General features: G+C 41.3%; 21 protein-coding genes. 13 read left to right on the top strand and 8 right to left on the bottom strand.

The features are described 5' to 3' along the window. Positions 1 to 7: 7 nt before the first annotated feature. On the top strand, positions 8 to 304 hold the full coding sequence (locus tag CDZ94_RS17735; protein ID WP_096439346.1) for a spore germination protein: 297 nt from the start codon (positions 8 to 10) through the stop codon (positions 302 to 304). Here CDZ94_RS17735 and CDZ94_RS17740 read toward each other — a convergent pair. Both CDZ94_RS17740 and CDZ94_RS17745 read right to left on the bottom strand, forming a co-directional pair. After that, on the bottom strand, positions 292 to 621 hold the full coding sequence (locus CDZ94_RS17740) for a hypothetical protein (protein WP_096439348.1): 330 nt from the start codon (positions 619 to 621) through the stop codon (positions 292 to 294). The genes CDZ94_RS17735 and CDZ94_RS17740 overlap by 13 nt on opposite strands. 10 nt (positions 622 to 631) lie before the next feature. Beyond that, a complete protein-coding gene (locus CDZ94_RS17745) occupies positions 632 to 847 on the bottom strand; it encodes a spore germination protein (RefSeq protein ID WP_157911779.1) in 216 nt (71 codons plus the stop codon). Between the two features lie 75 nt (positions 848 to 922). Between CDZ94_RS17745 and CDZ94_RS17750 the strand changes: the two genes are divergently transcribed. Beyond that, positions 923 to 1456: an Hsp20/alpha crystallin family protein gene (locus CDZ94_RS17750; RefSeq protein ID WP_096439352.1), complete on the top strand. Its 534-nt coding sequence runs from the start codon at positions 923 to 925 to the stop codon at positions 1454 to 1456. A gap of 6 nt (positions 1457 to 1462) precedes the next feature. On the opposite strand, the gene CDZ94_RS17755 is transcribed toward CDZ94_RS17750, so the two are convergent. Then, a complete protein-coding gene (locus CDZ94_RS17755) occupies positions 1463 to 1927 on the bottom strand; it encodes an Hsp20/alpha crystallin family protein (protein WP_096439353.1) in 465 nt (154 codons plus the stop codon). A 267-nt stretch (positions 1928 to 2194) separates the two neighbouring features. Here CDZ94_RS17755 and CDZ94_RS17760 point away from each other — a divergent pair, with 267 nt between their 5' ends. The 7 genes from CDZ94_RS17760 (at position 2195) to CDZ94_RS17790 (ending at position 8260) form a co-directional block, all read left to right on the top strand. Then, positions 2195 to 2521 (top strand): hypothetical protein, encoded by a 327-nt coding sequence (locus tag CDZ94_RS17760; RefSeq protein ID WP_096439355.1) that lies wholly within the window; start codon positions 2195 to 2197, stop codon positions 2519 to 2521. Between the two features lie 286 nt (positions 2522 to 2807). Further along, positions 2808 to 4358: a glycine betaine uptake BCCT transporter gene (locus CDZ94_RS17765; RefSeq protein WP_096439357.1), complete on the top strand. Its 1551-nt coding sequence runs from the start codon at positions 2808 to 2810 to the stop codon at positions 4356 to 4358. 169 nt (positions 4359 to 4527) lie between these two features. Beyond that, entirely contained in the window at positions 4528 to 4752 is a 225-nt protein-coding gene (locus CDZ94_RS17770) for a hypothetical protein (RefSeq protein WP_096439359.1), read from the top strand. 157 nt (positions 4753 to 4909) lie between these two features. After that, positions 4910 to 5134, top strand: coding sequence for a hypothetical protein (locus tag CDZ94_RS17775; protein WP_096439361.1), 225 nt, complete (start codon positions 4910 to 4912; stop codon positions 5132 to 5134). 68 nt (positions 5135 to 5202) lie between these two features. Next, positions 5203 to 6219, top strand: coding sequence for a WD40/YVTN/BNR-like repeat-containing protein (locus CDZ94_RS17780; protein ID WP_096439363.1), 1017 nt, complete (start codon positions 5203 to 5205; stop codon positions 6217 to 6219). Between the two features lie 264 nt (positions 6220 to 6483). Further along, on the top strand, positions 6484 to 7083 hold the full coding sequence (locus tag CDZ94_RS17785; RefSeq protein ID WP_096439365.1) for a DUF4352 domain-containing protein: 600 nt from the start codon (positions 6484 to 6486) through the stop codon (positions 7081 to 7083). Between the two features lie 178 nt (positions 7084 to 7261). Then, complete coding sequence (locus tag CDZ94_RS17790) at positions 7262 to 8260, top strand: helix-turn-helix transcriptional regulator (protein WP_096439367.1); 999 nt, start codon at positions 7262 to 7264, stop codon at positions 8258 to 8260. Between the two features lie 25 nt (positions 8261 to 8285). On the opposite strand, the gene ytvI is transcribed toward CDZ94_RS17790, so the two are convergent. Together ytvI and CDZ94_RS17800 are read right to left on the bottom strand one after the other, a co-directional pair. After that, on the bottom strand, positions 8286 to 9428 hold the full coding sequence (gene ytvI, locus CDZ94_RS17795) for a sporulation integral membrane protein YtvI (RefSeq protein WP_096439369.1): 1143 nt from the start codon (positions 9426 to 9428) through the stop codon (positions 8286 to 8288). A 333-nt stretch (positions 9429 to 9761) separates the two neighbouring features. Further along, entirely contained in the window at positions 9762 to 10559 is a 798-nt protein-coding gene (locus CDZ94_RS17800; RefSeq protein WP_096439371.1) for a hypothetical protein, read from the bottom strand. A 251-nt stretch (positions 10560 to 10810) separates the two neighbouring features. On the opposite strand from CDZ94_RS17800, the gene CDZ94_RS21890 reads away from it, so the two are divergent. Both CDZ94_RS21890 and abc-f read left to right on the top strand, forming a co-directional pair. After that, positions 10811 to 10912, top strand: a complete 102-nt coding sequence (locus CDZ94_RS21890; RefSeq protein ID WP_280951887.1) for an RAxF-45 family protein — start codon at positions 10811 to 10813, stop codon at positions 10910 to 10912. A 137-nt stretch (positions 10913 to 11049) separates the two neighbouring features. Continuing rightward, positions 11050 to 12921 (top strand): ribosomal protection-like ABC-F family protein, encoded by a 1872-nt coding sequence (abc-f, locus tag CDZ94_RS17805; protein WP_096439373.1) that lies wholly within the window; start codon positions 11050 to 11052, stop codon positions 12919 to 12921. A 65-nt stretch (positions 12922 to 12986) separates the two neighbouring features. On the opposite strand, the gene CDZ94_RS17810 is transcribed toward abc-f, so the two are convergent. The 3 genes from CDZ94_RS17810 to CDZ94_RS17820 form a co-directional block, all read right to left on the bottom strand. Next, complete coding sequence (locus CDZ94_RS17810) at positions 12987 to 13364, bottom strand: hypothetical protein (RefSeq protein ID WP_096439375.1); 378 nt, start codon at positions 13362 to 13364, stop codon at positions 12987 to 12989. A gap of 116 nt (positions 13365 to 13480) precedes the next feature. Beyond that, on the bottom strand, positions 13481 to 14608 hold the full coding sequence (locus tag CDZ94_RS17815) for a glycerate kinase (RefSeq protein WP_096439377.1): 1128 nt from the start codon (positions 14606 to 14608) through the stop codon (positions 13481 to 13483). A gap of 18 nt (positions 14609 to 14626) precedes the next feature. After that, entirely contained in the window at positions 14627 to 15145 is a 519-nt protein-coding gene (locus CDZ94_RS17820) for an NUDIX hydrolase (RefSeq protein WP_157812042.1), read from the bottom strand. 287 nt (positions 15146 to 15432) lie between these two features. Here CDZ94_RS17820 and yjcZ point away from each other — a divergent pair, with 287 nt between their 5' ends. Both yjcZ and CDZ94_RS17830 read left to right on the top strand, forming a co-directional pair. Further along, a complete protein-coding gene (yjcZ, locus tag CDZ94_RS17825) occupies positions 15433 to 15564 on the top strand; it encodes a sporulation protein YjcZ (RefSeq protein WP_096439381.1) in 132 nt (43 codons plus the stop codon). A gap of 328 nt (positions 15565 to 15892) precedes the next feature. Beyond that, complete coding sequence (locus CDZ94_RS17830; RefSeq protein WP_096439383.1) at positions 15893 to 16564, top strand: hypothetical protein; 672 nt, start codon at positions 15893 to 15895, stop codon at positions 16562 to 16564. The last annotated feature ends 50 nt before the right edge of the window (positions 16565 to 16614 follow it).

Genomic DNA, 16614 nt, shown 5'->3' on the forward strand with positions numbered 1-16614 from the left:
AGGACTTATGAACGATAAAACACCTAAAAATATTATGTTTGACTCGATTAACGTTCAATCTATTTCTGCTTGCTCGGGAATTTTTATTGGGGAAAATGTTCAATATGAGTGGGAGACCCAAGGAAAGGTTAACTCTGGCGCCGGGTCGATGACAGGTGACTACAACATTATGGTCCGTGTGTTTAACGTCGTTTACGATAATGACTGGATTGACTTTCCTAAATTCGGAAATGGGAACGGAAATGGAAACAATGAGGAGAACGGAGAGAATAGTTCTCCAGCATCACCTCCTTATTTTTGTTGATGATGAATAGAAACCGATTGCTCCTCATCCTCCTGGTTTTTTTGTAGTTGATACTCAAGCAACTCTTTTACAACTTGAGGTAACTCCTCTGCTTGTGAACCTTGGTTGAATAAATCAATGACATCTGGATCGGATAAAATAGACCGGAGTCCTTCCAGTGAATTATGGTCACCGCTAATCGATCCGAACCCTTGATTGTGTTTTTTGTGGTTTTGAAAATTGGTAGGATAATTGTTTCCCATATTCATGCAGGATGCACCTTCAATAGTCCCGATTCGAATATTACCAATAAAAAAGTTCGGTGAAAGAAACGTCATTGAATCACCTCTATTTTTCATCTTTACCAACAAAATCGCAGGTATCTTGGTCCATCACTAAGTGCCGGTTGTTTACAGTCACAGTTACATCGCCAGTGGAAGCGCCCATACCCTCATTTACTTTTCGGGTATTCTTAAAACCGATCTGAATATTATCCCCTGTAAAAACTCCAGAAGAATTAACCACATTTTTGATTGATAAGTTGTCAAATTCAATACGAACCAAACGAACTCGAACCTCCTCTCTAAGTACACGTACTTTTAGAGACAATTGATTGCTAATAATAGGAGTGTCTACACCATGTTATTTGACATTTGGAAAGTGTTTAATCCTTTGCAGGGTGGAGGGTTCAACCCATTTCAGCAAAGTGATAAAAATGGCTTCGACCCGTCGAACGTCTTAGGTAAAAGCGGCCTTGGCCTCCCATTTGACCCGAAAATGCTAGGAAATAGTGAATGGGTTAATGACTATGTTCAAAACATCATAAAGGAGTCGATGCCAAATCAAATGGCGCCACATCAGGCTGATCAAGACTCCTCTAATCCAGTTGAAGATTCAAAAACGATAAAATACGACTTGTTTGAAATGCACGACTATATTATAGTGAGAATTTATTTAACGGAAGATGTGAATGAGGAAAGTATCTCGATTTCTCTTGGTCATAGCCGAATTATAATGAAAGGACATCCTCAGCAAGATCCGTTTATTGTTTCATTGCCTGAGCACCCGAGCGATAAAAGATTCGGTGCTACGTGTAAAGATGGGGTCATTGAAATGAGACTTCGAAAACGGAAAAATGAGCCAGTGAAGCCGATCACGATTCGTTTTGATTAACCTTGCTTATTCAGGATTGAAAGATATATCTACGTGCTTTTCTTGATGGATTTTTGGTATTTTTAATACTAAAAGTCCATTTTTATAGTTAGCAGTGATGTGTTCCGGTGAAAACGAAAAGGGCACGGGTATAGTTCGCTTAAATTTTCCATAAAACCGCTCGCTAATTTTGAGTTCTTCTTTAGGGAGCGGATAAGGATATGGAATATGACCTGCGAGGATTAGCTGATTTCCAGATACATTAACTTGCACATGATTTTGAGATTCAAGCCCAGCTAATTCAACAACGACAACACCTTCTGACGTTGTTTCAAAAAAATCAATAGTAGGTCCTCTTTTGGGTACAACTTTCATAATATCTGCCCAAAAGTCTTCTCCGAGCACACCTTCTACTTTTTCCTGCATATCTTCCCAATCCGCTTGATTGCCGTTTTTCATGACCTTTTTCATAAAAGGATCCTGATTGTTCACCACTATCCCCCCGTTCTCCTCCTTACAAATTCTATGCAGTTTCTCCTCCTCATAGAAGATCAGTATTCTCTCAAGCAATGGACATACTTTTAATCATACTGTCGTATTTTTTTAAAGATAAGCGAATTTATAGAGCGGATAGCTACCTTCACGCCGCTCGTCTCAAGGGTAATGCTTTAAAACATGCGGCGGAAGCTAACGCTGTTTTTAATAAAAGACCGCTATGCGGTTTTTCTTAACTAATAGATGGGACGGAGGTCGCTACAAATGGATGAAAAAAATGAAATGAAGCAGAAAATCCGTTCGCTGGAACTTCAAGTGGCGCAACTACTTTCAAGTTTAAACACTACTGAGAGAGATGTTCACATTGAAATTCATCAATTAACGGTAGAAGATTTCAGTTTAGAAGACTTATCTTTTCGACTAGATACTTTGGATATTAAAGATTTGAGCGGGACGCTAAACTTAGGAAATAACTTTGCAGGAGGCGTGCAAAGAAATAAAAAACATGCATCTGTATCTAAGACCGATGATAAAACTGTTGTATTAATCAATGGAAAAAAGATACCTTTTCAGTGGCATAACGTAGATTAAATGAAAAAAAGTTCCTAGAGGAGTAAGAAATTCCTCGAAATTTGTCTTATGTACTTGGAAAACTACAATTTTTTCTGATGGTTAACTCTCGAAAGAGTAAACTCTGTAATCTGAGGAGAAATGGCCCTGTTTCCGTTTTTCTTTTTTTATGCTGGCGTGGTTTAATGATAAAGTCTCTTCAAAATTCGAACTTTTGCAGGAAATAGAGTGCGAAGTTGGAAGAAGAGCCCGACCTCGGTAGAAAAAGTCCGTACTCGAGAGAAAAACGCCGAACTCGAACAATTCTATGAAGGAAGTGTATATTATTTTTGGAAAAGGTGACAGGTCCATTTTTAAAATCTCTGTAGCTATTGCTGTTGTTTTCGTATTGATTGGGGTTTTGATACCCGAGCAGCTAGGGGTGGCTATGGAGTATGCACAATCATTTACGCTTGAAACTTTTGGATGGTTTTATCAGTTAGTAGCAACTTTCTTTCTCGTATTCGCGATCTATATGATTTTTAGTAAGTACGGAAAAATTAAGCTCGGGAAAGCCGAGGATAAACCTGAATACAGTCGTCCTACATGGTTTGCCATGTTGTTTTCTGCTGGAATGGGGATTGGTCTCCTTTTTTACGGGGTATCTGAACCTATTTCTCACTTTTCCGCTCCGCCAATGGGAAGTGGGGGTAGTGAAGAATCAGCCATTATAGGGTTACGGTATACGTGGCTCCATTGGGGACTACACGCATGGGCGATCTATGCCATGGTAGCTTTAGCCCTAGCTTATCAAAAATTTAAGAAAGACGCGCCAGGTTTAATGAGTGCTACACTCTATCCTGTGCTTGGTGAAAAGGTGAAAGGGCCTATTGGACAAGCAATCGATGTTGTTGCAGTATTTGCTACTTTATTTGGTGTTTGTGCATCTCTAGGACTCGGGGCACAACAGATCAATGCAGGTCTTGAATATTTAATTGGGATTCCTAATAACTTCGGTGTGCAGATGCTTATTATGGGAATCATCACGGTACTTTTCATCATCTCAGCAAACACAGGAATTTCAAAAGGGATTAAGTATTTGAGTAATATAAATATGTCCCTTGCTGGTATTTTATTTGTTGTCATGCTTATTGTCGGTCCAACGTTATTTCTACTGAATATGTTTACAACAACGCTTGGAAGCTATGTGACAAACCTTACTAACATGGGGCTTCGACTTTCCCCTTTTGATGAAGGTGAGGCGGCTTGGACACAAGGCTGGACGATCTTTTACTGGGCATGGTGGGTTTCATGGACGCCGTTTGTCGGGATGTTTATCGCCCGTGTATCGAAAGGGCGAACCGTTCGTGAATTCACGGTTGCTGTTTTGTTAGTGCCATCACTCGTTTGTGCGATTTGGTTTACGATTTTTGGGGGAACAGGAATCCACTTGGAACTTACTCAAGGACTTGAAGTCTCAGGTCAAGGGTTAGAAACGGCACTGTTCTTTGTTTATCAGCAGCTGCCATTCGGTGGACTGCTATCGGTTGTGACAGTCGCTTTGATTACAACGTTCTTTGTGACGTCCGCTGACTCGGCAACATTTGTACTAGGTATGCAAACGACGGGAGGAAAACTCAATCCTTCTAACCGAGTGAAGGTTACGTGGGGAATCATTTTAGCTTCCTCAACAGCTGTCCTCATGTATTCCGGGGGCCTAGCCGGGCTGCAAACTGCGATCATTGTCAGCGCCTTACCACTAACCTTTGTCGTTTTAGTCATTTGTTACGGGATTATAAAATCGTTCAATCAAGAACTGAAAGAAATGGAGAAACTTGAACGATCGGAAACGAAAGTGAAAAGGAAAAAAGCTAGTTAAATAAATGACGAAGTACCTCTGGCGTGCATTTGGACTGCGGAGGTACTTTTTTTATGATTTTTTAGGCATGCATGTATTCGATTTCGCTCCTATTTTCATGATTAACTTGTCTACAATGTGGGAATAGCGGTGGTAGCAAGGTGACTTTATAAAAAGGAGTTGTTTGTCCATGGCTGAAACAAAAGAGATTGTGCGCACCATGATTGATGAGTTGACTGAAGAGCAAGCAGAAGCTGTTTACGAGTATTTGCAGGAGTTATCCGATACAGAAGCGATGGAAAAAGCAAAGAATAAAGGCGATGGCGTACATGAGCAAGACCTAAAAACAAAAGAGGCTGGTGTCAGCGTGAGTGACGATTTGTCGTATCGCGATCGCAAGACGAAAGAAGATTAGCAAGAGAGCAGCCCGCATTGCAAATGAAGTGTGGGCTTCTTTCTGAGTAGCTCGGGACTGACGAAATCGAGAAAGTAATAAAATTGGACCCTTCTATCCTCCTTTATTTTATGGTAGGATAGGGTTATCCTGTATTTACCAGTTAGGGGTGGTGACAATGGCAAAGAGCCGGGCAAAAAAATATCGTGATCATCGGGAGAGAAATGGCATCCATGATGTGACGCGATCGCGTGGAAATCTGCCTCATTTTAGTACACATGTAAGAAAGACAAAGACGAAACAAGGGAAATGGAACCAACTTCATACGAAGCATAAGAAACGATCTCTTCATCAACGACAGGATGAAGGATCGTTTTTGTTTTTGGATTTAGCAGTCGTTTAAAATCATTTTTTGAATACCCTTTGATATGAGAAAATATTGAAGACTAAATTGGAGAAGGAGAGAGTTTGATGAATCTTTTCATTGCTTCATTGTCGACTATCATCCATATTTCAGGAGAAGAAAATGACTGGCAACTTCGAGAGTTGGAACTGAACGAAGGAGATATTCAGTCACTTACGGTTGATCCATACAGTGGTGCCATTTATGCTGGGACGTTTGACCATGGACTACACCGCTCCGTGGATGGAGGAGAAACGTTTAAACGAATTGGCAAAGATGATCTGCACAGTCGTGTTATGGCTCTTCATGTGAGTCCGTCAAAACCAGGAGGAAAGTTTGGAACGCTGTATGCAGGAACGGAGCCGAGTGAGCTTTACCGGTCTATAGATGGAGGACGAACGTGGACATCTTTACCCGCACTCTTAGATCTTCCGTCGAAATCGACATGGAGTTTTCCGCCAAGACCTTATACGCACCATGTAAGAGATATTGCGACAGGTTATCATGATCCTGAGTTTTTATTAGCCGGTATTGAGCTTGGTGGTGTGATGCGGTCTACAGATAAGGGTGTGTCATTTGAAGATCGAAAAGATCAGTCGCAGTTTGATTGTCATAATGTCATTTTGCATCCTATAGATAAAGAAAGGATTTATGAAGCGGCGGGTGGCGGCTTTGCGATAAGTAAAGATCAAGGTCGCACGTGGAATACAGATAACGAAGGATTAGGAGACTTTACGTATTTGGTACACGTAGCAGCAGATCCAGGGGATGCTAATATCGTAGTTGCAGCTGGGGCACAAGGACCTCGCTCGGCTTATACACCTGAAAGAGCAGAAACACGACTATTTCGTAAAGTAGGATCAGCGCCATGGAAGCCTGTACAAGATGGCTTGCCAAAAGCGGAAGGGTCGACTGTTTTTCATTTGCATACGCATAAAGGAGAGCCTGGTGTGTTTTATGCGGTGAATAATAAAGGGGTGTACAGATCTCGTGATCAAGGAAAGTCGTGGCATCGATTACCTGTTAAATGGCCGTCATATTTAACAGATAGAAGGATCACCAATGTTTGTATAAAGGAGATTTAATAAGAAAGGGGGGCGTAACGCCTTCTTTTTTTATAGGCTCTGTTAAAGCCCGTTGTTGGTATTGTGATTCGCTTTCGGTGCCCGTTGGAGTCGCCACCTTCGCTCACCAAAAACAACAACTCAGCGTTAACTTCTTTAGCGGACAGCTACCTTCATAAAAAAAATTCCCCAAACGTATATTCGCTGACAGACTTTGTCATTCTCATCGTTATAGTAGTAAATGTAGTTAAACAAACATCACGCAATTCGAAAGGGGAAAGAACAATGAAAAAAGGATTAGGGTTAATGGTTGGATTGGTTTTAGCGATTGGGTTAGTAGCATGTGGAGAATCATCTGTGGAGCCTGTAGAAGAAGAGACAACGGCTGATGCAGCGACCGGAGAAGAAGAGGAAGCGACTGAATCCGATGATACGAACGAAGAAGAAGGGCCGGATGATTCCGCTGCGAATGAAGAAGAGGAAGCCGTCGATGAGGACGATCTTGGGGTTGGCGATGCAGTAAATTTTAACGGTCTCCACGTAACTGTAAATGAAGTGCGTAAATATGAAGGGGACGGAGATTGGGAAACACCTGAAAACGACTTTTTCTTCATTTTAGACGTAAGCATTGAGAATACGACAGATGAAGGGGCTAATATTTCTACTATGATGCAAATGGATCTCGTGGATCCGGATGGTTATTCTCAAGAAATGGATATTTTCGTTGATACGAAAGGAAGCTTAGATGGAGAGGTCGGAGCAGGAAGAACGATGGCAGGAGAAATTTCATTCGACGTGGAAGAAGCGGACTTCTTTGAATTTATTTTTGAAGATCCGTTTATGAGCGGTCAGGCGATTTGGAAGCTCGAAAGTTCGGACTGGTAACAACACAACACCGGATCAGGTAGTGCCTTATCCGGTGTGTTTTAATAAAGGCTCTTTTAAAAAAGATTGCTGCTATTTGTACGTTACACGCAGAAATACTTTTGCTTTTCTTGTTTTTTGAACTTTCTCTAGTAAAATGAAAGCAGGAAGAAGAATGGAAATGTTGGAGGTATTTTGAATGAGTCGCCCTAAAGGATTAGCACGTGTGGAGAGGTTATTTTATATTTTGCAGTATTTATCTAATCACGAGACAGCAACGGCAAAAGAGCTGGCGGATCACTGTCAGACATCGACCCGTAGCATTTACCGAGATATGAGACAGCTTGAAGAGCTAGGCTTTTATTTTAATAACGAAGCTCATAAAGGCTACAAGCTGATTGAAAAACCGGTTCGCACTGGAGGTCGTCTTACGTCCGAAGAATGGATGGCATTAACATTATACCCTATGCTTTCAGAAGGGATCACATCAGGAGAGCATCCTTTCCATCATGCCTATCGTAAAGGGCTGGAAAAAGTGATGAGTCACGTTCAAATAGGGGATGAACTTTCTGGAGCAGGTGCAGGGCTAGGGGAAAGGATTCGTTTGCACGCGCGTCCGAAAGATCCGTCTCAATTTAACGTAATGCCCACTCTATTACCAGCCATTGCTGAAAACAGAACCCTTAAGGTAAGCTATTATTCGATTCACCGTGACAAAAAGACCGAGCGAAAACTGGACCCCTATTACCTTGTACCTCGGGAAGGTCATTTATATGTAATTGCGCACTGTCATTTAAGAGGTGTAGTCCGTGTATTTCGCTTAAGTCGTTTTCACTCTGTAGAAGTGACGGAAAACAGGTTTAAAATTCCGAAGCAGTTTAAAATTGATGATTATTTATCACAACGGTGGTCAATTATTTCCGATGACACAGAGACGACGTTCCTCGTGCGCTTTGATGCTGAAGCCGCCCGTTACGTCCTAGAAGACGATTATCATGTAGACACAGAACGGATGCCCCAGAAAGACGGGTCACTATTAATGCGGACGACGGTAAAAAGTAAAGGTGAATTTTTGCGCTGGATTCGCTCGTATGGCTTAAGTGCTGAAGTGTTAGAACCTAAAGAAGTAAGGAAAGAGCTGGCAAAAGAATATCGACATTTATTAAAACAATATGAAGAAAAAGCGAGAAGCATTTAAAGAGTCTTCTCGCTTTTTGCATAGATTAGATGTTTCGCTTTTGAGTTTTGGTGTCACTAAAGCCTTCGACAATGAACTGCTTTATGTCTTCAATAACGCCAATGTCTTTTAAAATGACAATGATGACGAGGAAGAAAGGCCCAAGGAAAAGCCCGACTGCCCCAAAAACTTGTAACCCAGCAAATAATGAGATGAGTACTGACAGTGGGTGGAGGTTCATACTTGACGAAAGTATTTTCGGCTCAAGTGACTGGCGGGCAACGAGGGTGACTCCATAGACAATAGCAACACCGATCCCTAACGTAAAGTCACCTGTAATAAATAAATAGATTGCCCATGGAATGAGGATTGTTCCGGAACCCAAATAAGGAAGGATTTCTGCAACCCCAACAACAATCGCTAACGTGAGTGCTTGATCGACGCGGATGATGGACAGCCCGACTAAAACAATAACGCTTGTAAGACCCATTAAGATAAGTTGAGCACGAACAAACCCAAACACACGAACTCGGAATGCTTTTCCAAACAAACGAACTTTTTTAAGAACTGGTGCAGAAAACATATCATGCACGTAGGTTTTCATTTTTCCCCAATCCTTTCCGATAAAATAAACGGAAAGGACGATAAAGAGAATGATGATAATCCAAGATGGAACGGCGATAAGAAGCTGTCTTAATCCATCCGCTAGTGCTTGCCCTAGTTGACCGAGAATCTCTCCGGCTTGTGTACCTAAACCAGTAATCCCTTCTTGTAGGGTTTGTTGTTGTTCAGGTGTAAGAGAAGCTGCTATCCCAATCACTTGTTGCCAGATAGGAAGAATGGACTGATTAAAGAAATCTTGAATATGAGCAGCGGCCGTCTCGAACCATTGAGGGGCGTGTTTTGTAAACTGCTGAACTCCATATATCGCAAGAAACGTCAGTCCCGTGAAGATCCCTGCAATCGTCGTCATTCCGATAAGTAAGGCAGTGAGGACAGCTAAACCATTTGGGAATCTCGTTTTCGTCTTTAATAATTTGATAAGAGGTAACAGAGGCCAAACGAGAAAAGCGGCAATTAAGAAAGGGTATGTAAGTCTAAGCAGATGACCGAATAGCCAAATCGTACCGAAAAGAACGACCGCGACCACGACGGCTCTGAAAAAAATGAATGCTTGTTGCTTTGTCATAAGGCTCTCCACCTCCTTCTTTAGTACAAATAAAAATCGAATTACCTTTCATTTTTTCCGAAAATTAGAGAATGAAACCATCTGCCCCTTAATATTCGACTTCCATCGAGCTTTTCCTTCCATAATTGAACCGTAGTTTCTCTAATATTATGTAAATTTTCTGGTAAATAGGTTATATTCGGTACTGCTAGAATAGAAAAAACAAAGTCGCGTGAAGTTGGGAGAACTGCGCAACCCCTCACACAAAGGTGAGGAGGAGGGCTCCGAACGTATCTGATCGGCTCAGTTCAGGCTCATCAAAAAAAGCTCCCGATTTCAGGAGCTCAAAAACGATTATTCTTCAGTTTCATTCTCCTCTTCAACCTCTTCTTCTATTTTAGGAGCAACGAACGTATTTGCGATAGCTACGGCTTTTGCTTCGTACTCTTCATCTGCTGTCTCTTCAGGGAACATGATTGAAACAGTATCCTTCCCAGTTGGTGTCATTTTCACGAAATCGTATGCACCATAAAGGTTTCCGCGAATTTCTTCAGACCAGCTCCCTGGATTGCTTGCGTCCCCTTCGTATTTAAAATAGAAGTCAAACTCAGCTCCACTTTGCATTATATAAGGGTGAAAAGATTCGACATGGCCCCGGTTCTCAAACATACGCTGTTCCATTTGGATTTCACGATCCATATCAATATCACGAGCCATAGGTTCACCAGCAGAGTCTTTGATGGTCGATTTTTCAATCATCAGTGTCAGACCAAAAAGCTCATGATCTTCATTTTCCACGATGACTTGTGCTGTCGAAGAGTTAGGTTCTATATGCTCAATCTCCATTCCTTCGAGAAGTTTGATGGTAGCTCCAAATTCTGTTTTATGAAGTTCTGCGTCAAGCGTCGTCTCTTGCCCGTTAACAGTATAGACGACCTGGTCATCAGCAGCACCAATAAGGGTAATCTCACTTTCAGCAACACTGCTTTCATCACATGAAGCGTCGTCCTCTTCCGTCGTTTCAACTACTGATTCTTCAGTATTATCGTCTGTACCTCCACCAGTCGTATCGTTCTCCTCTTCGGTACTGCCGCAAGCAACAAGCGCCCCAGATAGCGTGCCTAAAAGAAGCATCTTAGAAAATAATTTCATTTTTGTTTCATCCTCTCTATATAACTAGGTCTTTATTATTAAACAATAACAATTTTTTTACGATTTCGAAAGTTTTAAAAGGTTTTCGTACTTAACTAAATTATCTAAAAATATTTAGGTAGTCGAAATGTTATCTTTTATTTTTAGAAAAGTAGCAATGTTTGATTTGTGTTAATGAATTCTTTATAATGATAGTTGAACTCTACTCAACAAATGTAAGGAGGTGTGGAAGAATGAACCGTTCTCTGAAAATGCATGTGCAATTACGTACGTTTTTATATCTTTGTCGTGCAATTTTTGGTGTTGCAGTCTTCAACGGGACAAGTGTGTCCTTTTTTAGAAGAACTGTATAGCGTAAATGAACGGTAAAATCTTTCACCCAAGTAAAATAACCGCACAAAATTGAGATCATTTAATTGGAGTGCGAAAAACCACGGGTAAAAAGGAAACTTTACCTGTGGTTTTTTATGTTGAGAAAGGAGTACAAAGCATGGTGATTTGTCAACTTCATGTAATCAAGAAAACATATATAGGTTCAGAAATTTTAAGTGGTATATCTTGTACACTCAAGTACGGTGAAAAAGTTGCTCTAGTAGGACGAAATGGATCAGGAAAAACAACGATATTAAAAATAATCGCAGGGGAAGAAAAGGCTGATAATGGTGAAGTCCACATAAAAAAAGGGAGCAAAGTGGGTTATTTAAGTCAAATTCCCTCTGTAGAGGATAATAAGTCAGTAAGAGATGTTCTGTTGGGGGCTTTTTCTCAAACGCTTCACATAGCAGAAAAAATGCGAGCATTTGAAGATTTGATGATAAGCACTACGGTTAGCAAGCAACAGCTTGAGGAGTATGGTAAATTACAAGAGCAATATGAGCGGTTTGGTGGTTATGAAATCGATTCTCATGTTGACGGTGTTGCGAAAGGGCTGGGTGTTTATCCTTTTCTCGATTCACCTTTTATATCTTTGAGTGGCGGTGAGAAAACAAAAGTGGCTCTTGGTGTGCTTTTGCTAACAAAACCGGATTTACTCCTATTAGATGAACCGACGAATCACTTAGATTTAGATTCGTGTGAGTGGTTGGAACGGTTCATCCAGGAATATGAAGGAAGTGTGCTCATCGTTTCGCATGACCGGTTCTTTTTAGATGAAGTCGCTACCAAAGTTCTTGATTTAGAAGCAGGAGAATGTCATTGCTACGAAGGAAACTATTCAGCTTTTTCTATCGCAAAAGAAAAAGTGCTCCTTAAAGAATTCCAGCAATATCAAGAGCAACAGAAAAAGGTCAAAAAAATGAAAGAAGCGATCAAGCGACTTCGGGAATGGGCAAATCAGGCTAACCCTCCAAATGAAGGGCTCCATAAACGAGCACGAAACATGGAGAGGGCTTTGGAACGGATGGAAATAAGAAAAAAGCCTGTTTTGGAAGGAAAGAAAATGGGACTTCAGCTCGATCATGGCGATCGTAGTGGAAAAGATGTGTTGAGAATGGTAGGAGTATCTAAATCCTTTCAGCAAACAAAAATCATGGCCAATGCTTCTTTGCACTTGCGTTATCAGGATCGAACCGCCATTGTCGGTAAAAATGGGGCAGGAAAATCAACGTTGTTAAAGCTTGTAACAGAAGAAATCATGCCGGATGGAGGCGAGATTTACTTAGGATCTAATGTAAAAATCGGGTACCTCTCACAGCAAGAACCTGTGCAAGACAGCAACAAAACAATTCTTGACGTGTTTAGAGAACAAGCAAGGATAACAGAAGGGCAAGCAAGACATGAGCTGGCGAGATTTATGTTTTATGGAGCGGATGTTTTTCGTTCTGTTAAAAATCTAAGCGGCGGTGAACGCATGCGGCTGCGACTCGCACAATTTATGCATCAAGAGATTAACCTTCTGATTTTGGACGAACCGACGAACCATCTCGATATTGACTCTCGTGAAGTGTTGGAAGATGTGTTAGAACGTTTTTCCGGAACCATTTTAGCTGTTTCTCATGACCGTTATTTCTTAAATAAACTTTTTGATAAAACATATTGGATCGAAGAGGGGACACTGTCGTTTTTCCCTGGGTCCTATCATTGGGCGAAACAGAAAAAAGCAGAGCGTTACGCGGAAGAACATGTACAAGTGGAACAGGCACCATTTAAGCAAAAGCAGCGCGGTGTTGTAAACCCTGGTATAAGTTGTTCTCGTCTCGAAGGTGAAATTCAAGTCCTGGAAACTGAGCTTGAAAACCTCGAAAATCACCTGGGAAATGAAAAAGATTTGGATCAACTTCAGAAACTGTATAATAAAAAACAACGATTGGAAGAAAGACGAGAAAAGAAATATGAGGAATTACTTCATTTAGAGGACTTTTGAATTATAACAGACCTGCTTCTCCACCGTGGCAGGTCTGTCTATTATTGATTGAAGGACTATCTTTATTATCTGTGAAGGGGCATGCGCATAATTTTGTCGGCAACGGCTTGGGGCGGATAGGAATACAGCAGCGCTCCAGTGTGCCAAGCGCCTACAAGATCACCTTCTTGAAAGGCGTCAAAAGGGACTAATTCTCCTTTTTCGTCAATAATATTAGTACCTTCGTTAATGGTGTACCAGATAAGGGAGGGCTCTTCAGACGCTTGGAGCGGGAGAGCTTCTTCAATAAGAATCCGTCGATTATCTGTGTTGATCTCAATGATTTTACCTACGTGATCGGCATTGATCCCCGCAGCAAAAGGTTGAAATGACTCCCATTCTGTTTTTCCGCAGGCTATTAAAAAGAAGAGTAGGATACTAAATAACGCCACCACTTTTTTCATCTATTCCCCTCCCAGATACGATAAAAGGTAGCTATGCTTAAAGGTATTACGTCTATAGCTTGTTTATGAGCAAAGGAAAGGGATGTTATTGCGAACTCCTATCTTGGTGGAGGTGTCTAAAGTTGTATCGTCTTTATTAGTCGGACCGTCGCATCAAATAATAAATCTTCACCGTTTGCCATGGCTTGCTCTAATGGCATCGGACCTGTGACGATCGGGTGGACGACCGACACCCCTTCTCGTTCCAGCTGTTCAATCCCTTCACCAATGGAGCCTGCAAAAGCCACCACGGGAATGCCGTATTCTTTCGCTAATTTTCCTAAACCAACAGGAACTTTTCCAAATAATGACTGACCATCCACTTTCCCTTCTCCGGTAATAATCAAATCCATAGCGGGAAGGAGTTTTTTTAAGCCAGTCAATTCAACAACAAGGTCTAGTCCGGGACGAAACGTGACGTTTAGTAATGAATGAAGTAGAAATCCAATCCCGCCCGCGGCTCCGCTCCCAGGCGTGTTGATTTCATTTCGGTTTGTATGTTGGATAACGACAGAAGAAAAGTGATCCATGCCCGATTCTAAAGGAGAAATCATGTCTGGTGTGACACCTTTTTGCGGTCCGAATATAGAAATTGCACCATTCGGTCCGAGCAATGGATTGGTGACATCAGAAGCAACAATGACATTGACCCTTTGCAAACGAGGGTCTAATGCAGAAGTATCGATACGGTGAATTTGTTGAAGAGATCCCCCTACTCTATCGATAAGTACATCGTTTTCGTCAAACACGTTTAGTCCCAATGCTTGAAACAAGCCGACACCAGCATCCACAGTAGCACTTCCTCCAAGACCTAAAATAATAGTTTCAGCACCTAAGTCGAGAGCTTCTTTCAGCAATTGACCGGTTCCATATGTAGTTGCATGTAAGGGGTTTTGCTCATGGGTCGTGAGAAGTGGTAATCCTGAAGCGGCAGCAGTTTCAATGATGGCTGTTTTTTCATCTGGTAACCAGCCGAAGCCAGCTTCAATAGGACGATCAAGGGGGTCTCTTACCATCCGCACTATTCGCTGGCCACTTGTACTCAGAAGGATCGCGTCGACTGTTCCTTCTCCCCCATCTGCCATCGGGAAAGTAGAAGTATCGGCGGAAGGTAGCGCCTCTATAATGGCTTTTTCAATTGTATTTGCAGCTATGACACTTGATAAGGACCCTTTAAATGAATCAGGTGCAATTAGTATTTTCATAGCGAGTAAACCTCCATCTCATAAATTAGATTGAGTAACTAGCTGACCTTTTTTCACAGACGTATTGTTAAGTAAGTTTCGTTCATAGTTGGTGATTTGTTGATTATGAAAGCTTATGTGATGGTGATAGGGCAGTCCTTTTGCCAATAGCGTTGGGAGGAAGTATCTTGTGTGTGGTGGAACTCCCTGGTTTTCAGGGTCGAGGACCCAGTCTATTTCTTTCCAATCGAGGATTCCTTCCTGCATTTGGAGAGGTGTTTCCAAAGCGGATGTAGTTGAAATGTTGCTGTAAAAAAGATACATGCCACCTGATAAGAGGTTATCAATGGTCCAGGTTACTTTTCCTCTGAATTGGACGTCTGGTACGACTAACCCTGTTTCTTCGAGGATTTCTCTTCGTACCGAATTGTCAGGCGTTTCATTATATTCAATTTTTCCTCCAACACCATGCCACAGGCCCATAAGCGGCGTAGACTGCCTGTTGAGCATGAGTAACTTTTCATTTTGTTCGAGATAACAAAGAGTGTACTTAATCACGAAAATAACCACCATTCTGAAACAAAATATTAAATCGAGTGAATCTGTTAATAGTTTATCATCTTCTTTCCTTTATAGAGAACGTAATCTTCCTATGAAGGATGTTAAAAAAGCAAAAAGAAAATCCATACTTTCTGTTGCTACATGCTAAGCCTCTTTAATCTTCCACCGATCATTGTTGCCCGAGCAGATGTTTGTCTATTTTTTTGTAAACCATTGCAAAGGCCTGCCCCTCACTTAACTTTCCATCATATTGTGTAGAGAATCCACTAAAAGGAGGGAATTAAATGAGTCATTCAACTTTCGGTGCCGGTGCTTCTACTATTCTCGTATTATTTATTTTGCTTGTAATTGTAGGATGTGCCTGTGACTTCGGTGGTCGAGTTCGTGGTGTTGGATACGGCGCATGTGGCTATTAATTAGCAATTAAAACTGTCAACATATGTTGGCAGTTTTTTCAGTGTTTAATTATTGTCTTGAAAATAATCATATCTCATTTCCTTTGCTAGTCAAGCTACGAAGAGTATCGAGCCTAGCACCTCATCGTGATTTATCGATGAAGCGCTTGTCCACGATCTACTTCGACAATCTCTCTTATTTTTCTATGAAGGATACGTCTTGAGTTAAAAAGAACTGTATAAGAGGATGTTCAAGATTTCCGAGAAAATTCTCGGTATTGTTGTCTCATTTTAAACACGCAAAAAAAATAGCACATCACGGTAATTTTACTTAAGGAGGAATATTACAGTGGTAGAGTTTATTAAAAAACACGGCATTTGGGGTTTGTGCTTCTTAGGCTTTTGCGCTTTTATTGCATTGATGACTTTCAATTCCGATCAAGATCAAGACGCGATAGCTGAAGAGACAGAAAATGAGATGGCTGAAGAAAGCGGAAATTCAGAAGAAGATAAGGATATGAGTGCAGAGGAACAGGAGCAGTCAGCTAAAGAGGAATTGCTTTCTGAAAAGGAAGATAGTCAAGCAGCTCAAGCGGTCGCCGTAGATTATCAGGAAGGCATGGAAGAAAAGACGAAGACAACATTAGCAAATGTTCACGAATACTTAAATCAACTCACGGGTTGGGGACAAATTGAAAGTATCAATATGGAACTATTGATCGTCGGTGAACAATGGAAGAAATTCAAAGATGATCTACGTTTTTTAGAACAACAAGGATTTGCTCCATCTCTTACTCACCAGGATATTGTCACAGCAGGTGAACTCGTGGAGGCTGCCGAAGAATCAGGTGATCGTGAAGCTCTACGGTTTATACATCGGATTTTTCATGACTTAGATATTCACATAAATGAGACAGACGGTGACACATGGGGAACAACGGAAGCTTTCGGTTCTGAAGAGAGAGTCGAAACAGTCCATTTGTACCTCATTGAAAACATCGAAGGCACATCGTTTGAATAGCCCTTATTTCCTAAAATTGTAAAAATGAGGTTTTTTCTTCATATCTCTCT

Origin of the sequence: Alteribacter populi (genome assembly GCF_002352765.1) — a bacterium.
Lineage (GTDB): Bacteria > Bacillota > Bacilli > Bacillales > Salisediminibacteriaceae > Alteribacter > Alteribacter populi.

Excerpts from the sequence above, each read along its gene's own strand:
- CDZ94_RS17735 (WP_096439346.1), top strand. The coding sequence starts at position 8 with ATGAACGATAAAACACCTAAAAATATTATGTTTGACTCGATTAACGTT.
- CDZ94_RS17740 (WP_096439348.1), bottom strand. The coding sequence starts at position 621 with ATGACGTTTCTTTCACCGAACTTTTTTATTGGTAATATTCGAATCGGG.
- CDZ94_RS17750 (WP_096439352.1), top strand. The coding sequence starts at position 923 with ATGTTATTTGACATTTGGAAAGTGTTTAATCCTTTGCAGGGTGGAGGG.
- CDZ94_RS17760 (WP_096439355.1), top strand. The coding sequence starts at position 2,195 with ATGGATGAAAAAAATGAAATGAAGCAGAAAATCCGTTCGCTGGAACTT.
- CDZ94_RS17765 (WP_096439357.1), top strand. The coding sequence starts at position 2,808 with ATGAAGGAAGTGTATATTATTTTTGGAAAAGGTGACAGGTCCATTTTT.
- CDZ94_RS17770 (WP_096439359.1), top strand. The coding sequence starts at position 4,528 with ATGGCTGAAACAAAAGAGATTGTGCGCACCATGATTGATGAGTTGACT.
- CDZ94_RS17775 (WP_096439361.1), top strand. The coding sequence starts at position 4,910 with ATGGCAAAGAGCCGGGCAAAAAAATATCGTGATCATCGGGAGAGAAAT.
- CDZ94_RS17780 (WP_096439363.1), top strand. The coding sequence starts at position 5,203 with ATGAATCTTTTCATTGCTTCATTGTCGACTATCATCCATATTTCAGGA.
- CDZ94_RS17785 (WP_096439365.1), top strand. The coding sequence starts at position 6,484 with ATGAAAAAAGGATTAGGGTTAATGGTTGGATTGGTTTTAGCGATTGGG.
- CDZ94_RS17790 (WP_096439367.1), top strand. The coding sequence starts at position 7,262 with ATGAGTCGCCCTAAAGGATTAGCACGTGTGGAGAGGTTATTTTATATT.
- ytvI (WP_096439369.1), bottom strand. The coding sequence starts at position 9,428 with ATGACAAAGCAACAAGCATTCATTTTTTTCAGAGCCGTCGTGGTCGCG.
- CDZ94_RS17800 (WP_096439371.1), bottom strand. The coding sequence starts at position 10,559 with ATGAAATTATTTTCTAAGATGCTTCTTTTAGGCACGCTATCTGGGGCG.
- CDZ94_RS21890 (WP_280951887.1), top strand. The coding sequence starts at position 10,811 with ATGCATGTGCAATTACGTACGTTTTTATATCTTTGTCGTGCAATTTTT.
- abc-f (WP_096439373.1), top strand. The coding sequence starts at position 11,050 with ATGGTGATTTGTCAACTTCATGTAATCAAGAAAACATATATAGGTTCA.
- CDZ94_RS17810 (WP_096439375.1), bottom strand. The coding sequence starts at position 13,364 with ATGAAAAAAGTGGTGGCGTTATTTAGTATCCTACTCTTCTTTTTAATA.
- CDZ94_RS17815 (WP_096439377.1), bottom strand. The coding sequence starts at position 14,608 with ATGAAAATACTAATTGCACCTGATTCATTTAAAGGGTCCTTATCAAGT.
- yjcZ (WP_096439381.1), top strand. The coding sequence starts at position 15,433 with ATGAGTCATTCAACTTTCGGTGCCGGTGCTTCTACTATTCTCGTATTA.